Consider the following 19,739-nt stretch of genomic DNA (forward strand, 5'->3'; position numbering starts at 1 on the left):
GGATTAGGAGAAACATATGAAAAGAGTAAAAAGATTATTAGCAGGGATTGTTAGTCTATTATTAGCAGTTACCATCATTGGCAATGAAAATTTAATTGTTACACATGCGGCAACACTGCCTACATCAAATGTTTTTATCAGTGGCAGTACGGATAAAGGTTACAATGCAAAAGTAACTTATGATTTAAAAGTAAGTCAAGCTTCAAAAATGGTGTTGACATGTATGTCTTATGGCGATGTTAGCATGTCTTACTATTCTGCAGATTTATCTGAGCGATATGACACAGTATATGCTTATACTGATTCTGCTGCTTCACCTGTGACAAAAGTGATTACAGCTTATGTATCACCAGGTACTTATAAAGTTGTAATTGATAATGAAAGATCTGCTGCCAGCAGATATCAAATTAAAGCTTCTATATCTTCTTTAGGGGCAAATGATATAGAACCTAATGACTTTGATCACGCAATGACATTAAATAAAGGTGCTACGATTACTGGGGCATTAACTACTCAAGATAGAGAAGATTGGTATAAAATTACAACAACTTCTAAGTTTGTAAGATTAAGTATCTCAGCTTATGAAGATATGGATATCAATGTCTATAATCAAGATTTATCAGAAACATTGGATTATGATTATTTATATGGTAAACCTGCTTCACCTGATCAGCAAATTTTAGAATTCTGTGGTTCTAATGTATATTATGTAAAAGTAAGCTCTGGTTCATGGGATGACGGCGGCAAATATAAGCTGAGTTGGACCGCAGGAACAGTACCTACAGTAAAAAATGTTAAATTACAGAAATTGAGTTCTACAGAAATCAAGGTAACATGGGATCAAAATAATGCATTTGATTATTATCAGGTATATCGTGCGACTAGTGAAAAAGGAAAATATTCTCTGCTCGGTGTTTACAATAAATATTATGATACTAAGTATAGCACTGGTTTAAAAACAGGTACAAAATACTATTATAAAGTACGTGGCTATCGTGTAATTAATAAAAGACGTGTCATGGGAGCATTTAGTCCAGTGGTAAGTGCTACGCCATCATTAAAGGCACCTAAGAATTTAACAGTTGCACAGTCAGGGAAAAAGACATTATCAATCACTTGGAGTTTTGATAGTGAAGCTTCTTATTATCAAGTATATCGTGCAAGCAGTTTGAATGGAAAATACGCTTTATTAGGTACGTATGACAAATATACAACTTATAAGCGCAGTACATCACTTACTTCAGGAAGACGTTATTATTACAAAGTTCGTTCTTACAAATGGGTAAGTGGAAAACGTGTATTCTCTCCATTTAGTGATATTCGCTCTGGAGTGGCAAAATAAGTAAGAAATAGAAAAAGTGAAAAGATCAAGAAGACAGTGAGTTTAAACACTCATTGTCTTTTTTGGGGTCATCTAAATAAACAAGTGGTTTTGAGAAAGAAACCGATAAACGAATAAGAGATTAAAGCTATTAAAAAAGCAGGTAGAACAGTTTAAGAAATACTGTGAAGTGAACCCTTTTTGTTTACCGAATGAAAAAATAAAAAAAAAGGAAGATTGTTTCGTCTAGCAATTAAAATAAATCGTATGAGAAGCTAAGTCAAAAGAATATACAGCACCATTTCTGGGCTAGTTTTTACTGTGGGAAAAGGCTTAGAAAAAACGGAAGACAGTTGAATATTGAGGCTAATTATTATATCATTATAGTAGAAGTTCGTAACATTTTTAGTATTTTTTTATATGGTTAGAATTATAAAAATGTTTTGATGCTTCCAGGTTAAAGGAGAAGGGATGAGAAAGTTCATGAGAAAAAGGTTGAAAAAAGGCTTAAGTCTTGTATTGACATTCATCATGGTTTTTAATGTTGTTTTTTCATTTCAAATGGAACAAGCACATGCTAAGATCAATGTTAATAACGACAAATTACCTGATGGCTATGTTTTAGTAAAGAAAACAGATAAAACAATAGCACCGGGTATCAGTGAAACGGAAATCGTTACGAATACTACAAAAGGAGATAAACAGCAGATTGACTACATGATGGAAGTCCAGATGTCAAAAGATTCTCCAACAAAAGTAGTAGCAAGTTATGGTTCTAATTATGATGCATCTTCATGGGAATTAGCTACGATGGCAGAACAGGCCAAGGGCTATGAAGACTACATGAAGAAAAATGGTATCAAAAATGAAACGGTAGTTGCGGCAGTTAATGCTGACTTCTTCCATATGGGGACAGGGGAACCACAGGGTGCCCTGGTAATGAATGGCAAGATTATCAAACAACCAATTGATACATATTTTTGTATTACAAAAGAAGGAAAAGCAGAGATACGTGATGCCAGTCAGCCAATGGATGACTGTGAACAGGCTGTTGGTGGTGGACCATTCTTAGTAAAGAATGGCGAGCCGCAAAATGATTCCTGATATGGTAAGAATGACAAGAGCAGCAATCGGCTTAAAGGCAGATGGCTCTATTGTTACTTTTACCACACATGGTATTTCTGATCAATCATCTGGACACACTGTTCCAGAGATGGCTAGTTTGTTAGCTGCTGCTGGCTGTGTAACGGCCATTAACTTAGATGGTGGCGGAAGTGCTACCTATATGGCTAGATACGAGGGAACGAATGCTTTAGAAGCACGCAATAATCCTTCTGATGGTAAATTACGTGCTGTTTCCAGCGGTTTATTATTCCTATCGACAAGTGTGAAAGATGGAAAATTTGACCATAGTTCTATTTCGCCAAATGATGAAGTATATACTCCAAATCAAACGGTGAAATTCAATGCGACCGGTGTTGATGGCGGCGGTGGAGAAGCACCAATGCCAGCAGGGGTTACATGGGCTGTTGAAGATCAAAGTATTGGTACTATCGATGCGAATACCGGAGTTGTTACTTTAAAAGATAAAGAAGGAACGCTTGTTGTAAACCAGATGTATCAAGGAAGAGTAGTGGGAACGGCATCTATCGAAGTGCGTCATCCTGATGAAATTTCGTTTAAGACAGAAGAAATAAGTCTTGGCTTTGAAGCGGAATCTTCTTTAGGACTAGAGGTTCGCTGGCAAAAACGTAATGTGCATATCAAAGGCGGAGATATTGAATGGGAAGTTTCTAATCCGAAAATGGGTCATTTCGATGGAAATACGTTTATTACATCGGATGGTGAGACACTGGAAGGAACCGTTACCGGTTATTCAAAATATAACCGTGATGTAAAGGGCAGTATTCATGTCATCGTTGGTAAGCTCCCTACTGTTGCATGGGATTTTGAAGATCAGAAACAGGTAAATGAAGAAACTGGAGAAGAAACAATCATTCCTGCAAAAGAATATTGGAAAATCGGACATGATGGTGAAGATACACCATTTATCACTATGGCAAGTGCTGAAGATACCGGAGTATCAGCAGAAATTGTTGATATCGATACAGGCGAAGTCAGAATGGGTAAAAATGCTTTAAAATTATCTTATGACTTCACGAATTCAGCGAATACGACCCGTGGTGCTTATTTTGGCACAAAGGATAATTATGAAATACCAGGTTCACCTACAGCAATCGGTGTTTGGGTATATGCGCCTGAAGGTATTGATAATTTCTGGTTGCGTGGACAGGTAGCTTATCAGCAGGCAAATGGTGAATGGGTAGAGGCTGGCTCTAGCATGTATGTTGACTTTACCTATCAGACGAATCAGGAATTACCGGATCATTCGCATGTCTCAAAAGAAGATGCCGGAATCAACTGGACGGGATGGAAATACCTAGAAGCGGATTTGACTGGCAAAGGGGCAACAAAATTTAAACTGGCTAAAGGTGCTACTTTTAGAATCATGTATGTTCCAGGCATTGAGATGGGAAGCAAAACAGCTGGCGAAATCTATTTGGATAACATGCAATTTGTCTATGGTACGAATGTAGATGATACGGATTCACCTATTATTGATAAGGTACAATATAGTACAGACAATCAAAAATTCCAAACTTTTGGTGACAACGATGTTATCACAAGTAATAAAATTTCCTTCATGAGCACTTTCCATGATGTTGAAAATAAATATACAAAAGGAATGGAATATGATCTGATCCGTATGTATGTCGATGGTGTTAATGTCGGTGTTAAAGGACAAGATGAATCAGGCGGTACTATATTTGCGGATAACTTTATTGTAGATAGCAGTAAAAACGTTTCTTATCTGTATGATATGGAATTGGCAAATGGTGTACATTCCATCAGAACCGTTATTCGTGATAAGGGTGGTAATGAAACAGAGCAAACACATTACTTTACGGTAAAAGGTGAGAACGCAAAGCATACAACGTTATCCCTAGAGCCTGCGACAACGGAAAATCCAGTATTAAATAAACCTTATGATCTGGAAATCAAAACAAATCGCTTAGAAGATCTGGATGAAATCACTACCAAAATCGCGATAAAGAAAGAATTTGCTCAAAATTATGAAATCATTTGGAATGAAGATTTTGGAAAAGTAGAGGATTCCTATAATAGTGCTAAGGGAGTACTTACCTTAAAAGGGAAACGAAAAACAGAAGCTGCCGTTACCGGTGAAGGAGTAGTAGCAACCATTCGTTTGAAAATGCCAAGTGATGTTAAAAAAGGTACTCAATTAACTTATTTAGTACAAAGTGGTCAAGCGACTTATAACAGTGAAAAACCGGAACACTATGCAAAATCATTCTCAACGAAAAAAACAAGTATCGAAATCATTGCGCCTTTAACACTGAAAACAGATACGATGTTTGTTGGAATGAGCGGAAAAATTTATGTTGTAGATGCTAGTGGAAAAGCAGTTGAAGGTGCAGAAATTTTCAATGTGGATACTAACCAATCGTTAGGTACCACAAATGCGAATGGCTATATAGAAACAGATGCATTAAACCAGGCTGTTGCTATGTTCTCCATCTATGCTAAAAAAGGCGAAGATGTATCCTTCATCTTAACTGATTATAGTTTTGCTATAGCAGGAAATGAGGATGGCTCACCACAATACGTTATGAGCCATGCAAGTAAAGATGTTAATACACAAAAGAGTGTTACATGGTTTACAGATCCATTTAAATCACAAAACAAAGCCATTATGCAGATAGCTACTAAGGCTGATTTTGATGCAAACAAAGAAAAGGCATTTAAGAATGTAACCGGAACGACAGAATTAATTAAACTTGATGGTTCCGCAAACGTGGAAGATAACCATGCGTTCCGTTTAAATAGCGTAATTGCAACGGGCTTAAGTTCTGGAACAGCGTATGTTTATCGTGTTGGTGACGGTGATAAATGGTCAGATCTGAAATCATTTACAACACCATACAAAAATAAGAACGTAAACTTCTTTGTATTAGGTGATATCCAGACATTGGATATGGATAGAACCAACCGTATTGCTGATGCGTTAATGAACAATGGTATCAAATATGATTTTGGATTGCAAACAGGTGATGCAGTAGATAATGGCGCAAAATTTGAATATTGGGATGGTATTGCAAATCTTTATGGAGAATTGTTTAATAGTCTTGATATGATCCATGTCTTTGGTAACCATGAATATGAAGGAGATTTAACTGGCGATAACAGTAAGGCTATTTATAATATACCAAGTGAAAACAATGGTGATTACTATTCCTTCGAATATGGCAATATGTATTTTGCGGTAATCAACTTTACGAAAGATACGAATAGGCTAAATCGTGCAGCTAGTTGGCTTGTAGAAGACGCTAAAAAGAGTGATGCAACTTGGAAAGTTTTAGCAATTCATCAGCCTGCATATTACACCAATCCAACCGGTGGTAATGACATTATCAATAAAATTATTCCGCCTGCATGTGATGCAGCTGGTATTGACTTTGTTTTCTCAGGTCATGATCATACGTATAATCGTACGAAACCTTTAAAAGGTGGAAAAGTTGATAAAGACAATGGAACTGTCTATTTGATTAGTGGAACAACTGGTGATAAGACATATCCAACTACAGATACAGGTTTCGAATTTGACAAATATATCACAACATTTGATGGCGTATATATGAGTGTTTCAGCTACGACAAAAGAATTCACAATTGAAGCACGCGAAGCAAATGGAAACATCTTGGATACTTATACAAGAACCAAAGAATACAAATGTGATAAAGATGGACATGAATATGAAATTGTTGATGGCTATGCTGTTTGTATTCACTGTAAAGAAACAATTAGCCTGAAATCATTTACAGGTATCGCTAAAGATAAAGCAACCGGTAAATATATGGGATTCTTGGGCGGTCAGAAACAGATCGGCTGGAAACAATTTGCGGATACCATGTACTACTTTAATGCAGATGGTTATTCCGAAGATGTAGAAATTGTGTATCATGATGACCCAAGCTGTATGATACGTGAACGTACGAAATATTACTGTCCTGCAGCGAATGAATATAAAGAAATTGTCGGAACAAGAGCACCTCTTCATGAATATGAAACGCAGCCAGATGGCACTAGAATTTGTAAGGTATGTGGCTGGAGACAGGTAAGTGTTGATGAGATTGATGTTACTACGGAATATGATGGATATTACTATACCGGTGGCAAGAGAACTCCAAAGATTGTCGTTAGTTATACGGATGAAAAGGGCAAGAAGACAGTATTTAGACAAGGCGCGGATTTTGAATATTTAGTACATTATGGAAAAGATGCTACTGATTCAGAACCAGCTGTTAATAATGTATTGCCAGGCAAGGGATATTTTGAAATTATTCCAATTGAAATAAATATCGGTGATGCTGTAGATAGACATCGTGGAAGTATTACAGGTAGAAAGTATTTTAGCTTTGATATCCTTGTACAAAATCCAAAACGTATGACAGCGAGCGATGTTACCATGCATGAAGCAACCTTAACTTGGGATAAAGCTTCTAACATAACGGGTTATGAATTATATCAATATAGTGATGAAACAAAAGCATATGAGATGATTCAAAAATTTGATAATCCTAATGTAAATACTTATACTGTGAAACAGTTAACATCATCTACGAAGTATAAATTCAAAGTTAGATCCTATCTAAATGTTGATGGCAAAACTTATTATAGTTCTGATAGTAAAGAACTTAACGTGACAACGAAAGTATTAGCTGTTGCTGCTCCTAAAAATGTTACAAGCAGCAATGTCACACAAGATGCTTTAACCTTATCATGGGATAAGGCAGCAGATGTGGAAGGATACCAAGTATATCAGTATAACGAGAAAACAAATAAATATGATTTGGCAAAAACAGTCAAAACAACTTCTTGTACAATACAAAACTTGAATCCTAATAAGCAATATGCATTTAAAGTCAGAGCTTATGCAAAAGCTGATGGTAAAACTTATTATAGTTCTTATACAACGACGTATAAAGTAAAAACAAAAGCATTGACTGTCACAACTCCTGAAAATGTTTCATTAACAGATATTAAACATACTTCAGCGACAATCGCTTGGAATAAAGTAAGCAACGTTTCAGGATACAAAGTTTATAAGCTTGATACAAAAGCGAAAAAATATGTAGCGATTGCAACATTGACGCAAACCTCTTATAAACTACAGAATTTAGCTCCGGAAACAACGTATGTTTATAAGGTTAGAGCATTTGTAACCATTGATGGAACAAACCATTATAGTGACTATACAAAACCAAAGACGTTGAAAACAAAAGCTGAACCAGTACCTACAGCAATAAATGCTCCTAAATTGAATCAAATCAAGGCCAGCAAGGGTATCTTGACATTAACATGGAATAAAGTAAGCGATGCTACTGGTTATAATATTTATCATTATAATCGTAAAACGCTGAAATATGAAAATATTGGTTGGACTAAGAATACCACTGTACAGTTAAAAGATCAGCCTAAGGGTGAAATCGATACGTATCGTGTAAAAGCTTACTACAAGAAAAATGGAAAAACAGTAATCAGTAAGTATTCAAATGCACAGTCGGCAAAATTATTTGACAGTACAAAACTGAGCAGTGTTACACAAAAAGATGAACAATTGAAGTTCTCTTGGAATAAGGTAAATGGTGTAGGTGGTTACAGCATCTATCGCTATGATAATGTTAAGAAAGCTTGGCAGTATCTGGGTGCCACCACAAAAACAACGTATACAGATAAAGCAGCAGTTGCTGGAAAACGTTACTTATATCGTGTTTTACCATATGGTAGAGTCAATGGTGTCGCATTCTTTGGACCATACAGCAGTTCTGTTGAAGGTATGATGCTGAAAGAGACAAAAATCAAAGATGTTAAATCTTATGTAGGTAAAATACAGTTCTCATGGGATAAAGTACCAGGAGCACAAGGCTATAATGTTTATCGTTATAACAACAAGACAAAGAAATGGGAAACTATGAAAAGTGTCTTAAAAGGAACAACATACAATGATACGAATGTAAAAGCAGGTGAAGTATATCGCTATCGTGTAAGACCATATTACTGGTCATCAACACATAAAGTAAAATATGGTGAATATACGAAGTATGTTGGTATTCGCGCCAGATAAAAGGCAGAATATATTTCAGCAGTAAATACACCAAGAAAGGTCATCCCTTATCATAAGGCGATGACCTTTACTTTCTTTATATAGCAATGATGGATATATTTCAGTAAAGTTTAAGATACAGAGTGGTATGTTCACAATAAGGATTTTACCTTTAGTATTTGAAGAGTGAATCATTGTATATAATGTTATATATTTCATCGTTCTTTATTGACGAATATGATTCACAATGGTAAAATTAGGCAATAAAATGCGTTGAAGAGAAGAGCAACAGGATAAGAACTATACAGCGAATCTTGCCATGGTGAAAAAAGATTAGGGAATGTCCTGAGAAGATGGTCTTGGAGCTACTTTTTTCGATATGGTAGAAAAAAGCGTAAATGCTGCGTTACAGGCAGGAGCATAGGTATGCTTCATGAGGTCACTGAAGAACAGTGATGAAATTAGGTGGTAACACGATAAACTTTCGTCCTAAGGATGAAAGTTTTTTTGAAAGGAGGCTTTTTTATGCTATGGAAAATGCCAAAGGTGAAGGAAGAAGATATCTTACATTATCTGGGTAGTCAGATGATGGATGAACTTCTTCATAAGCAAGTGGAAGAGATGATGACACTTCTTAATCAAGATGTGCGATGTCAGGTCATTTATCGAACACTTCCATTAGAAAATCATCAATGCCGTTATATAAAACTGCAAGGGAAGAGCATACAGGCCTTATTGAAAGAAAGCCATGCTGTTATCATCATGGCCGCTACCTTAGGGATTAAAACAGACAGGCGCCTACGTGCGTTGGAAATCAGTGATATGGGAAAAGCATATGTGTATAATGCCTGTGCGAATGCAATGATTGAAGCAGTTTGTGATGATGTGAATGAACAGCTTCGCAGACAATATGCAAAACGACAAGCGTTCTTGACCGATCGTTTTTCTTGTGGTTATGGAGATTTGCCAGTGAGTACACAAAAAGCTTTTTTACAGGTAGTGGATGCTGAGCGAAAAATTGGTTTACACGTTAGTGAATCCTGCATGCTAGTGCCGGAAAAAAGTGTTACGGCGATTATCGGCATTGCGAAAACAGTACAGCCAGCTATCGTTCGCGGATGTCGCGTATGTGCATTGAAAGAACACTGTGAATATCGTAAAGGAGGAACTGTTTGTGAAAGATAAGGCGATGATAACATTATTAGATGGTGCGATGGGAACCATGCTGCAGGAAAAAGGATTAACACCGGGAGAATTGCCTGAAGTATTCGGATATCATCATGGTGATATTGTGACAAGTATTCATAAAGCGTATGTGGAAAGTGGTGCAGATATCATTTATGCAAATACGTTTCAGGCAAATCGTAAAAAATTAAAAAAGAGTGGTTTTAGTGTACAGAAAATTATAACTTCGGCTATCCAACAAGCTAAAAAAGCAGCCAATGTAACAACAAGAGTAGCGCTTGATATAGGACCGATTGGCGAATTACTGGAACCAAATGGCTATTTAACGTTTGATGAAGCATACGATATTTTTAAGGAAATGGTAATGGCCGGGGAACAAGCGGGTGCTGATTTAATCGTGTTTGAGACAATGAGTGATCTGATGGAAGTTAAGGCAGCTATTTTAGCGGCGAAAGAGAATAGCAATTTGCCAATTTTTGTGACCATGAGTTTTGAAAAAGATCATCGTACATTTACCGGATGTTGTGCTGCCAGCTTTGCCTTGTTAGCTGAACGTTTAAGGGTCGATGCCGTTGGCGTCAATTGTTCATTGGGGCCAGATGATCTGTTGCCAATCGTGGAAGAAATGGCCGCGTATACAAACCTGCCTCTCATTGTCAAGGCAAATGCCGGGCTACCGGATCCATTAACAAATACTTATGCGATGCAAGCACATGAGTTTGCGAATAGTTTACAGCGTTTTACACATTTGCCTATCCGTTATATAGGTGGCTGTTGTGGTACAACGCCTGCATTTATTGCCGAATTAAAACAGCACGCTATGACAGGAACAATGGTTGCGAAAAAAATACCATCCTGTGTTTGTACACCAACCAAATGTGTAACAATGGATGAGGTGCGGGTCATTGGAGAACGCATTAATCCAACCGGAAATAAACGGATGAAACAGGCATTACTTGATCATGATTTAGATGAAATTGCAGCGATTGCTATGGAACAGATAGAAGCAGGTGCGGAAGTGTTGGATGTAAATGTGGGGTTGCCGGGAATTGATGAAAAACAGATGATGGTGGAAGTAATTCGTCATTTACAGACGTTGGTTGACGTTCCTTTGCAAATTGATTCTACAGATCCAGCGGTTATTGAAGCAGCCTTACGGATATATAATGGAATTGCCATTGTAAATTCAGTGAATGGAGAAATATCTAGCATGCAACAGATTTTACCGCTCATTGAGCGATATGGGGCAAATGTGGTAGGGTTGACGTTGGATGAACAAGGGATTGCCAACGATGCCTCAAAACGATATCAAATTGCAAAGCGCATTCTTACTACAGCGCAACAATATCATATAGAAAAAGAACGAGTTTTTATTGATTGTCTGACACTTACGGTATCTGCGCAGCAAAAAAGCGCCATTGAAACATTAAAAACATTACATATGGTGAAAGAAAAATTACAGGTACCTACAGTATTAGGAGTATCTAATATTTCTTTTGGCTTACCAAGACGCCTCTTATTAAATCAGAGTTTTCTTACCATGGCTTTGAGTGCCGGATTGAATATGCCGATTATCAATCCAAATCATGCCGCGATGATGGAGGCAGTGTATAGTTTTCGCGTATTGCATGGTTTGGATGTTGATGCCCAAGCGTATATTGAACGCTTTGCTGAGCAAAAAGATGGTGAACAAAACAAAGGGAATGAAAAAGCTGGCATCACGATAGATATGGCGATTCAAAAAGGTTTAAAGGAAGAAACCAGAGCATTATGTAAGAAGTTATTGGAAAAGGAAACACCATTGACGATCGTTGATGCGTATCTGATACCGGCACTTGATAAGGTAGGAAATTTGTATGAAAACAAGCAACTATATCTTCCTCAGCTTATCAATGCAGCTAGTGCATCACAGGCCGCTTTTGATGAAATTAGACAGCAATTGCAACGGCAAGGAAAGACGACCATCACCAAAGGCAAAATTTTATTGGCTACGGTACGCGGAGATGTTCATGATATAGGAAAAAATATTGTAAAAGTCGTTTTGGAAAATTACGGCTATCAGGTATTTGATTTAGGAAAAGATGTTCCAGTAGATATAATTGTAAAAACGGCAGTCGAAAAGCAAATACCCTTGATTGGATTAAGTGCATTAATGACGACGACACTCGCTGCTATGGAAGAAACGATTCAAGCACTGCATGCATGTAAGCATCCTTGTAAGATCATGATTGGCGGTGCTGTTGTCAGTCAAGAATATGCGGATAAAGTGCAGGCTGATTATTATGCAAAAGATGCAAAAGCAAGCGCAGATATCGCAAAGGAGGTGTTTGGGTGATGCATCCATTGTTCATGAAACAAAAGCGCTTGTTATTTGATGGTGCTTTTGGTACATATTATGCATCCTTATACGGCAATGAAGAGCCTTGTGAAATGGCGAATGTAAAAGCTCCAACACGAGTGGCTGCTATTCATGAAGAATATCTGAAGGCGGGAGCAAATGCCATCAAAACAAATACCTTTGCGATGAATGAGGCAGTCTTGGATTGTAGTAAGGCGAAACGAGAAGAGTTGTTAAGGCAAGGCTATCGTATTGCCAAGCGCGTAGCAACCCCTTATCAGGCATCTGTCTTTGCGGATATCGGTCCCTGTGTAGAGACGAGAACGCGCAGTGCTTTTACGCAATATAAAGAATTGGTGGATGTTTTTTTAGAAGAGGGTGCAGATTGTTTTCTATTTGAAACTTTGCCTAATGATCATGGTATTCATGAAATAGCGGCATATCTGAAAGAGCGTTGTCCCCATGTATGCGTACTAGTAAGTTTTGCTGTGACAGCAGATGGCTATACGCAGCAAGGGGTACCTTTGACGAAATTGGTGAAAGCAGCACATGAAGATGAAAATATTCATGGCTTTGGCTTGAATTGTATTTGCGGGCCGATGCATATGCGCCGTTTATTGAAGTATTTTGATACAAAGAAAGATACCATTCTCATCATGCCAAATGCCGGTTATCCGACAATTTTAGCCAACCATACGTATTTTCGTGATAATAGTAGCTATTATGCGCAGGAAATGGAAAAAATCAGCAGTATGGGTGTTCGTATCTTGGGTGGCTGCTGCGGTAGCAAGCCTTCTTATATTCAAAAGATCAAAGAAAGATTACAAGAAGAAGCTGTGTTATCACTTCCCACACCGGCAGCGAATGATCCGGTTCTTTATAAGGATTGCAATCCTTTGCGCAAAAAATTACAAAGAAAAGAAAAAGTCATATGTGTAGAATTTGATCCACCCATGGATTGCCGTATCGAACGATTTATGAATGATGCGGAATATCTCAAGGAGCAGGGAATAGACGCAATTACGATTGCCGATTGTCCGATTGCCCGTGCACGGGTAGATAGTTCTTTGTTGGCCTGCAAATTGCACCGTGAATTAGGCATAGATGTCATACCGCATATGACATGTCGTGATCGTAATATTAATGCGACAAAAGCTTTGTTGTTTGGGTTAAATATTGAAGATATTTATAATGTGTTGGTCGTAACAGGAGATCCTATACCGGCGGCAGATCGTCAGGAAGTAAAAGGTGTATTCAGCTTTAACTCACAATTATTGGCTGGTTATATACGCGACTTAAATGAAACTACCTTCCCTCATCCTTTTTTGATTTTTGGCGCTTTAAATGTGAATGCTGCAAATTTTAAGCAGGAGCTATTAAAAGCGAAACAAAAAATACAGCAGGGTGTACAAGCTTTTTTAACACAGCCGATTCATTCGGCCAAGGGTCTGCAAAATTTACAACAAGCTCATCGTGAATTGGATGCATGGATCTTAGGCGGTGTGATGCCTATCGTCTCTTATCGCAATGCATTGTATATGAAAAATGAGATTGCCGGTATTGAAGTAGATGATGCCATCTTATCTCGCTATGAGCATAAAAACAGGGAAGAAGCGGCAGTGTTGGCGGTTACGATAGCGAAGGCAACCATTGATGAAATGGCATCCTTTGTGGATGGGTTTTATTTAATAACACCTTTTCACCGCGTAGAAATCATGCAACAAATTATCGCCCATATTCAGCAAATGGATGACTAAATATCTTTATATGTTAGAAGTCAGCAGGATTAGAAAAAGGATACAATGATATAAATAAATAGCATAAGTCAAAAAAAGAAGTCTGATAGCGTGTTTTGATTACTGTTTGCACACACGATGAAAGAGACTTCTTTTTTATCGTTTATATAAAGAAACAGTTTATGTAAGGCTTATTTACGGTGTATCTGATACAAATGATGCCAATAGATCATCATCACGAATAAGCCAATGGTCAGAATACAGGATAATAACATGATGAAGATGTTTTCTTTAAAGAAATGGAAATAGCGAAATGGTACAGGAAGGAAAAAAGCAATGCCAAACAACATCCACATGATACCAGTTTTATGATTAAATGTAACAGGATCATGAAACGTTAATTGTTGATAGGTAGGACTTGACCAAAACCACATGGCTTCTTTGCGACGATATGCATAAACCCCAATGCTAAAAAAACTAATGGCAAGGATGGTAGCTAATAATGTTACATTCATAAGAAAACCTCACTTTTTAACACCCTTACTATACCATAAGTACTACTAGATGAAAACTATTCAGGGAAAAAGTAATCTATCAATTTTGAAAGGTTAAAAAGCAATTGATCATTCTGCTACGATGATATTCGCAATGCCTTTGACAACGGCAGCATCTTTTTCACTGATTGCATCTGTTATCATGACATCAAATTCCTGACACTGTGCAAAGGTAAAGGTAGAATGCTTTTGATATTTACTGGAGTCACACAATAGGATGCTGGTTTCACTGCGTTTTAAGACATGCTGTTTTACTTCCAATTCTTCATGAGAAAAGGTTGTCGGTCCATTCAAAAAACCATCACAGCCTAGAAAACAAGTATCAAATACAATTGTATCGATGATATGAGTCGCAAAGGTTCCAATGGTTGATTTTCCCCGTTTTTGCAGTTTACCTCCGGCAATGATAAGATCATGTTGTGTTTCGGAGATGATTTCCGCAATCGCCAATGAATTGGTAACAACGGTTAAGCCTTTCTTTAGACGTAAATATTTAGACAGATATAAGGTCGTACTGCCTGGATCAAGAAAGATGATAGAATTATCACGAATATAGGATAATGCCGCTTTTGCAATCAGTTGTTTTTCATAAGCATGTTCATTCAATTTCACATCCAAAGGCAACTGATAATAGCTGTTTAAGATTTCAGCACCGCCATGCGTTTTGACAATTAATCCGCGCTCTTCCATGGCATTCAGATCCTTACGAATCGTTTCCGTTGTGACTTCCATGCGTGCAGCTAACTCATTCACACGAACGGAGCCTTCTGCTAAAATAAGGCGATAAATTTCATCTCTTCTGGTATCGGTATTTTTTGACATAAGAAACCTCCTTTTCCATTCTTTGTTTTGCTTTCTTCATCGTAAGACAAGTTGTGTGTCATGTCAAGCATTGCTTGGTTTTTGCTTGTAAAAATTGGTTAAATTTTGTGATTAAAGATGAAAACAAAGAAATAATGCTTTTTCTTTTAAAAAAACAAAAGTGATTATTGCGATTAAAAAGAAAACGTACTATCCTATAAGCAGTTAGAAAAAGGAGCGAAACAGCATATGAAATTACAAGTGGCTTTAGACACATTAACATTAGAAGATTGCCTTACATTATTAGAAGAAACCAAAGGCAGTGTCGATATTGCGGAGGTGGGAACTCCCTTTATCATCGAAGAAGGAATGCGCCCCGTGCGTGAATTTAAGAAACACTTTCCTGATATTGAAGTATTGGCAGATGCCAAAATTATGGATGCCGGTGAATTAGAAGCCGAAACAGCTTTTAAAGCCGGTGCGGATATCGTTACGGTATTAGGTGCCAGTAATGATGAAACGATTCTTGGTGCTGTAAAGGCAGCAAAGAAATATCATGGGAAGATAATGATTGATATGATTGCTGTTAAAAATTTGGAAGAGCGTACAAAAGAGATTGATGCCATGGGTGTTGATTATATTTGTGTGCATACGGCATTTGATGTACAATCCAGTGGAAAAGATCCGTTGGATGAACTAAAGATTGTGAATCGCGTAATTCAGCATGCCCAATCTGCAGTAGCCGGTGGCGTAAAGCTTTCTACCATTGATGCTATCGTTGAAGAAGGCGCAGGCATTATTGTTGTAGGTGGTGCTATCTGTAATGCACAAGCGCGTGCTGAAGCAGCGAAAGAAATGAAACGTCATCTTCGATAAACCTAGCAATTTAGAAATTAAGAAAAGAAAGAAGGAGTATATTATGAATAATAAAGAATATGCCGATATTGTCTTAAAAGAATTAACACATACATTAACCGCGATTGATCAAGAAGCGGCAAAGCAATTTGTTTCTTTAATCGATCAAGGTGATGAAATTTTCTGTGCCGGGGCCGGCCGCAGTGGTTTTCAAGTAAAAGGCTTTGCGATGCGTTTAATGCATATGGGCATTCATAGCTATGTGGTAGGGGAAACTTGCACACCTAATATTGCAGAGAATGGCGTATTGGTCATCTGTAGTGGTTCCGGTGAGACAAAGAGTTTAGTCAATCATGCCGCAAAGGCAAAAGAAATGGGTGCGCGTGTCGCCTTAATTACCATCAATACAGAATCTACGATAGCAAAGATGGCGGATGTCGTCGTAGAAATCAGTGCTCCATCACCTAAGAGTGCCAAACAAGGAGATATCAAATCTATTCAGCCGATGGGGTCTTTATTTGAGCAAAGTGAAGGGATTTTCATGGATATTGCTGTGATGATGTTGATGGAAAAGCGCAACATGACAAGTGATACCATGTTTGGCCGTCACGCCAATATGGAATAATACGTAAGGTAGTATACCCATATAAAGGATATGGACCATTTTGGTATGACAATTACTGCTATCGTAAAAGGTTTCATAGATATGTAGAAAAGGACAACATCATACCCCCTGTAAGACACATACAAAAAACGTATAAGTCTTATAGGGGGTTTTTATACAGTGAATGACGCTATGTGAAAAGGAAGATGGCATATCTACCCATATCTTGTAATAAATGATAATTTGCCATGATTGTGTAGGCATAAAAAAAGCATAGCCACTTTCACATGGCTACACTGTCAAGAGTACAAGTTATCTTCTATGAGATACTGTTTTCTTTTGCTTTATTTAGCGATTTCGCTGACTTCTTCTTTTGATAATTTCTGCCAATCCTTTACTTCGTTTTCAGCAGAATAAACAGCATATTCTCCGGCAGGGATTTCCTTGCCTTTTTCATCTTTGGCAAATTTTACGATTTCTTCCATCTTGCCATCTTCTTTTATGCTGTAGTACATGTTAGCTTTCTTACCATCCTTTGTATCAGCACTGATATGAACGATCGTTCCATCACCTACTAATACCTGTGGATCATTATCGCTTGCATTGTAAAACAGACTTTCTCCGGTATAATATTCTACGCCAGTTACATTCACTTTATCCTTCACATCATCAATAAAGGATTTGGTGTTTTTCATAACATCCTCTTTCGCATCTTTTGTGCTGCATCCAACTAACAGTGCAGCGGCACAGAATGCAAGTGCCAATGTTTTAAAATGTTTCATACTTTCCTAAACTCTCCTTATTCTTTAACCCATCTTCCATATATACCACAAGGTAAAATTGTTTGGCTGCGTGTGATTGGCAAACCGATTTCACCGGCTTCAATATAACCGTTGCCATGTTTACGGGCAATGGTAGCATGCAGTAGATTGTAAAGGACTGTTGGCGGAAAACCTGTTGTATAGGAATTCACCAAGAAGAATAGAGGATCCTCGTCCAAGATTTCAAGACAGGCGGAAATTAAAGGATATAGCTGTTCTTCAATTTTCCAGACTTCACCATTAGGACCTCTGCCATAACTTGGGGGATCCATGATGATGGCATGATAGGTTCTGCCCCGGCGTTTTTCACGCTGAACAAATTTCAAGACATCATCAACAATAAAGCGAATCTTGCGATCTTGCAGATGGGAGAGCATCATATTCTCTTTCGCCCAATTTACCATCCCTTTACTGGCATCCACATGTACGACTTCACTTGCCCCGGCACTGGCGCATGCCATTGTGGCACCGCCGGTATAGGCAAATAGATTCAAGACACGGATATCTTGATCCGCATGACTGATCTTATCCATCATGAAATCCCAATTGGCTGCCTGTTCAGGAAACAATCCGGTATGCTTGAATCCGGTTGGTGAAACTTTAAAACGAAGATTTTTATATTCGATGGTCCAGCTGTCTTTAAACTTCTTTTTATATTCCCAACTGCCACCGCCGGATTTACTGCGATGATAGTGGGCATGAGGCTGTTTCCAAAGCGCATCTTCTTCAGCAATCGGCCAAATAACCTGAGGGTCAGGACGACGTAAGATAATATCTTTCCAACGTTCCAGTTTTTCGCCATTTCCTGTGTCCATGCACTCATAATCTTTCCAGTTTTCAGCAACCTGATTCATTCTACCACTCCTTGTGATTTGCCTATTCATTATATCACGATATGTTACAAACTCAAGATGATTAGGCGAATTTCAAAAGAAAACAAATGATTACGTTTGTTCATAAATCTTATACATGCAAGATTTAGGATTCACACAAAATTATCAATACTATGAAAGCGATATATCGTACAAGATATGGCATAGTCATAGAAACCCATGATTTCACATATTATAAAGAAAGGATAGCCGTGAAATAATGATGAATTTGTGATAAAATTAAAGATAATAAAAAAAGGAGGAACGCTTATGTATAATAAACTTTATGATAATTGCTTTAAAACCGAATTAAACACCAAGGTTCTTAAGGTTGAGGAAGAAAACGGGTTATACTGGCATGCCTGTAAAGATACGATTTTCTATGTAGAAAGTGGCGGTATGGCAAGTGATATTGGAATGATGGATAACCATATGGTACTTGGTCTTAAGAAAAAAGATGGCTATGTATGGCATTTGCTGGATGTGAAGTTAGAAGGTGCTGTTTTTATGAGCATCAATTTGCATGAACGTTTCCGTAAATGTCAAATACATACGGCACAGCATCTTATCAGTGCTGTATTGAGTAATGTTTATAAGGTACACACCCTGGCTCATCATGTCGGGGATGAAGAAAATGATGTGGAATTTGATTTTCCGGATTTCAATGAAAAAATGGCAATTGAATTGCAAGTGCTATGTAACGGACTTATTCGCGATGATCTGAATGTCAGTATTTTATATCCGACAAGAGCAGAAGCTTTGGCACATCTGCCACAAAAGGATGTCATGCGTGACGATTTGCGTATCGTTCGCATCGGAGCCCTAGATTATACGTTATGTGGTTGTATGCACGTCCCTTCTTTACGTTATTTACAATTGTTGTTTATTCGTGGTTTTGAGAAAACCAATAAGGGGTATAAAATCAAATATCTAGTCGGTGATCAGTTATTGGATTGTGTAGAACGCCGTTATAAGGTGTTGGATGAAGTCAGTCATTCATTAGCAATTTCGCATCTGTATTTAGATACCGGTGTGGGACGTATCATTAATGAAACGCGGAAACTTCATAATGAAGTAAGTGATTGGAAACAAAAATACTATAAGATGCTGGCTAAGGAACTGGGGCAAAGAGAAGAACAGCTGATCATTGAACAGTTTGAGGATATTGATAATAAATCGTTAGTAAAAATGGCTTCCTTCTTATGTGATACATATCAGAAGGCGGTAATTCTGATTGGCAAGATGTATGATAATGCGCATATTGTCGTTGCTGCAAATCCAGGCAATGGTTTGGATGTGAAGGCAGTGTATGAGATGCTTGCGGATACGTATCATTTAAAGGGAAATGTTGGATCCAGCATTGCCCAAGGCGGCGGTTTATATAAGGAAGATATGCTTACAAGGATACAAGAACTGATCAAAAATGTTTAGATGAAAAAGGCGGCATGTGTTGAACAAGTGTAGCA

13 protein-coding genes and 1 other annotated feature are annotated in these 19,739 nt (G+C 37.7%); of the genes, 9 read left to right on the top strand and 4 right to left on the bottom strand.

Annotation, left to right across the window (positions count from 1 at the left end; all coding sequences use genetic code 11):
• The first annotated feature begins 16 nt into the window (after positions 1–16).
• The 6 genes from ACESSZ_RS05145 (at position 17) to ACESSZ_RS05170 (ending at position 13,787) form a co-directional block, all read left to right on the top strand.
• A complete protein-coding gene (locus ACESSZ_RS05145; RefSeq protein ID WP_132224947.1) occupies positions 17–1,342 on the top strand; it encodes a fibronectin type III domain-containing protein in 1,326 nt (441 codons plus the stop codon).
• 462 nt (positions 1,343–1,804) lie between these two features.
• Entirely contained in the window at positions 1,805–2,425 is a 621-nt protein-coding gene (locus ACESSZ_RS05150) for a phosphodiester glycosidase family protein (RefSeq protein WP_499842702.1), read from the top strand.
• On the top strand, positions 2,400–8,528 hold the full coding sequence (locus tag ACESSZ_RS05155) for a fibronectin type III domain-containing protein (RefSeq protein ID WP_499842703.1): 6,129 nt from the start codon (positions 2,400–2,402) through the stop codon (positions 8,526–8,528). The genes ACESSZ_RS05150 and ACESSZ_RS05155 overlap by 26 nt, the downstream gene beginning before the upstream one ends.
• Before the next feature lie 243 nt (positions 8,529–8,771).
• Positions 8,772–9,002: a binding site (T-box leader), on the top strand.
• 30 nt (positions 9,003–9,032) lie between these two features.
• The gene (locus tag ACESSZ_RS05160; RefSeq protein WP_196028635.1) at positions 9,033–9,692 is read left to right on the top strand and encodes a vitamin B12 dependent-methionine synthase activation domain-containing protein; all 660 of its coding nucleotides are present in this window, start codon (positions 9,033–9,035) and stop codon (positions 9,690–9,692) included.
• Between the two features lie 4 nt (positions 9,693–9,696).
• Positions 9,697–12,027 (top strand): homocysteine S-methyltransferase family protein, encoded by a 2,331-nt coding sequence (locus ACESSZ_RS05165; RefSeq protein ID WP_499842706.1) that lies wholly within the window; start codon positions 9,697–9,699, stop codon positions 12,025–12,027.
• Entirely contained in the window at positions 12,027–13,787 is a 1,761-nt protein-coding gene (locus tag ACESSZ_RS05170; protein WP_132224963.1) for a bifunctional homocysteine S-methyltransferase/methylenetetrahydrofolate reductase, read from the top strand. Before ACESSZ_RS05165 ends, ACESSZ_RS05170 begins: the two co-directional genes overlap by 1 nt.
• A 170-nt stretch (positions 13,788–13,957) precedes the next feature.
• On the opposite strand, the gene ACESSZ_RS05175 is transcribed toward ACESSZ_RS05170, so the two are convergent.
• Together ACESSZ_RS05175 and ACESSZ_RS05180 are read right to left on the bottom strand one after the other, a co-directional pair.
• The gene (locus tag ACESSZ_RS05175; RefSeq protein WP_132224931.1) at positions 13,958–14,281 is read right to left on the bottom strand and encodes a sodium:proton antiporter; all 324 of its coding nucleotides are present in this window, start codon (positions 14,279–14,281) and stop codon (positions 13,958–13,960) included.
• Between the two features lie 108 nt (positions 14,282–14,389).
• Complete coding sequence (locus ACESSZ_RS05180) at positions 14,390–15,142, bottom strand: DeoR/GlpR family DNA-binding transcription regulator (protein WP_008687049.1); 753 nt, start codon at positions 15,140–15,142, stop codon at positions 14,390–14,392.
• Positions 15,143–15,370: 228 nt separating this feature from the next.
• Between ACESSZ_RS05180 and hxlA the strand changes: the two genes are divergently transcribed.
• Positions 15,371–15,997, top strand: coding sequence for a 3-hexulose-6-phosphate synthase (hxlA, locus tag ACESSZ_RS05185; RefSeq protein WP_119983397.1), 627 nt, complete (start codon positions 15,371–15,373; stop codon positions 15,995–15,997).
• 43 nt (positions 15,998–16,040) lie between these two features.
• On the top strand, positions 16,041–16,601 hold the full coding sequence (gene hxlB, locus ACESSZ_RS05190; RefSeq protein WP_008687052.1) for a 6-phospho-3-hexuloisomerase: 561 nt from the start codon (positions 16,041–16,043) through the stop codon (positions 16,599–16,601).
• Between the two features lie 323 nt (positions 16,602–16,924).
• Here hxlB and ACESSZ_RS05195 read toward each other — a convergent pair whose 3' ends face one another.
• Positions 16,925–17,362: a hypothetical protein gene (locus tag ACESSZ_RS05195; protein WP_008979400.1), complete on the bottom strand. Its 438-nt coding sequence runs from the start codon at positions 17,360–17,362 to the stop codon at positions 16,925–16,927.
• Positions 17,363–17,379: 17 nt separating this feature from the next.
• Entirely contained in the window at positions 17,380–18,255 is an 876-nt protein-coding gene (locus tag ACESSZ_RS05200) for a class I SAM-dependent methyltransferase (protein ID WP_008979399.1), read from the bottom strand.
• 288 nt (positions 18,256–18,543) lie between these two features.
• Between ACESSZ_RS05200 and ACESSZ_RS05205 the strand changes: the two genes are divergently transcribed.
• On the top strand, positions 18,544–19,704 hold the full coding sequence (locus tag ACESSZ_RS05205; protein ID WP_020991156.1) for an alanyl-tRNA editing protein: 1,161 nt from the start codon (positions 18,544–18,546) through the stop codon (positions 19,702–19,704).
• The last annotated feature ends 35 nt before the right edge of the window (positions 19,705–19,739 follow it).

It is taken from the genome of Eubacterium sp. 3_1_31 (assembly GCF_964249515.1).
In the GTDB taxonomy this organism is placed as follows: Bacteria; Bacillota_I; Bacilli_A; order Erysipelotrichales; family Erysipelotrichaceae; genus Longicatena; species Longicatena caecimuris.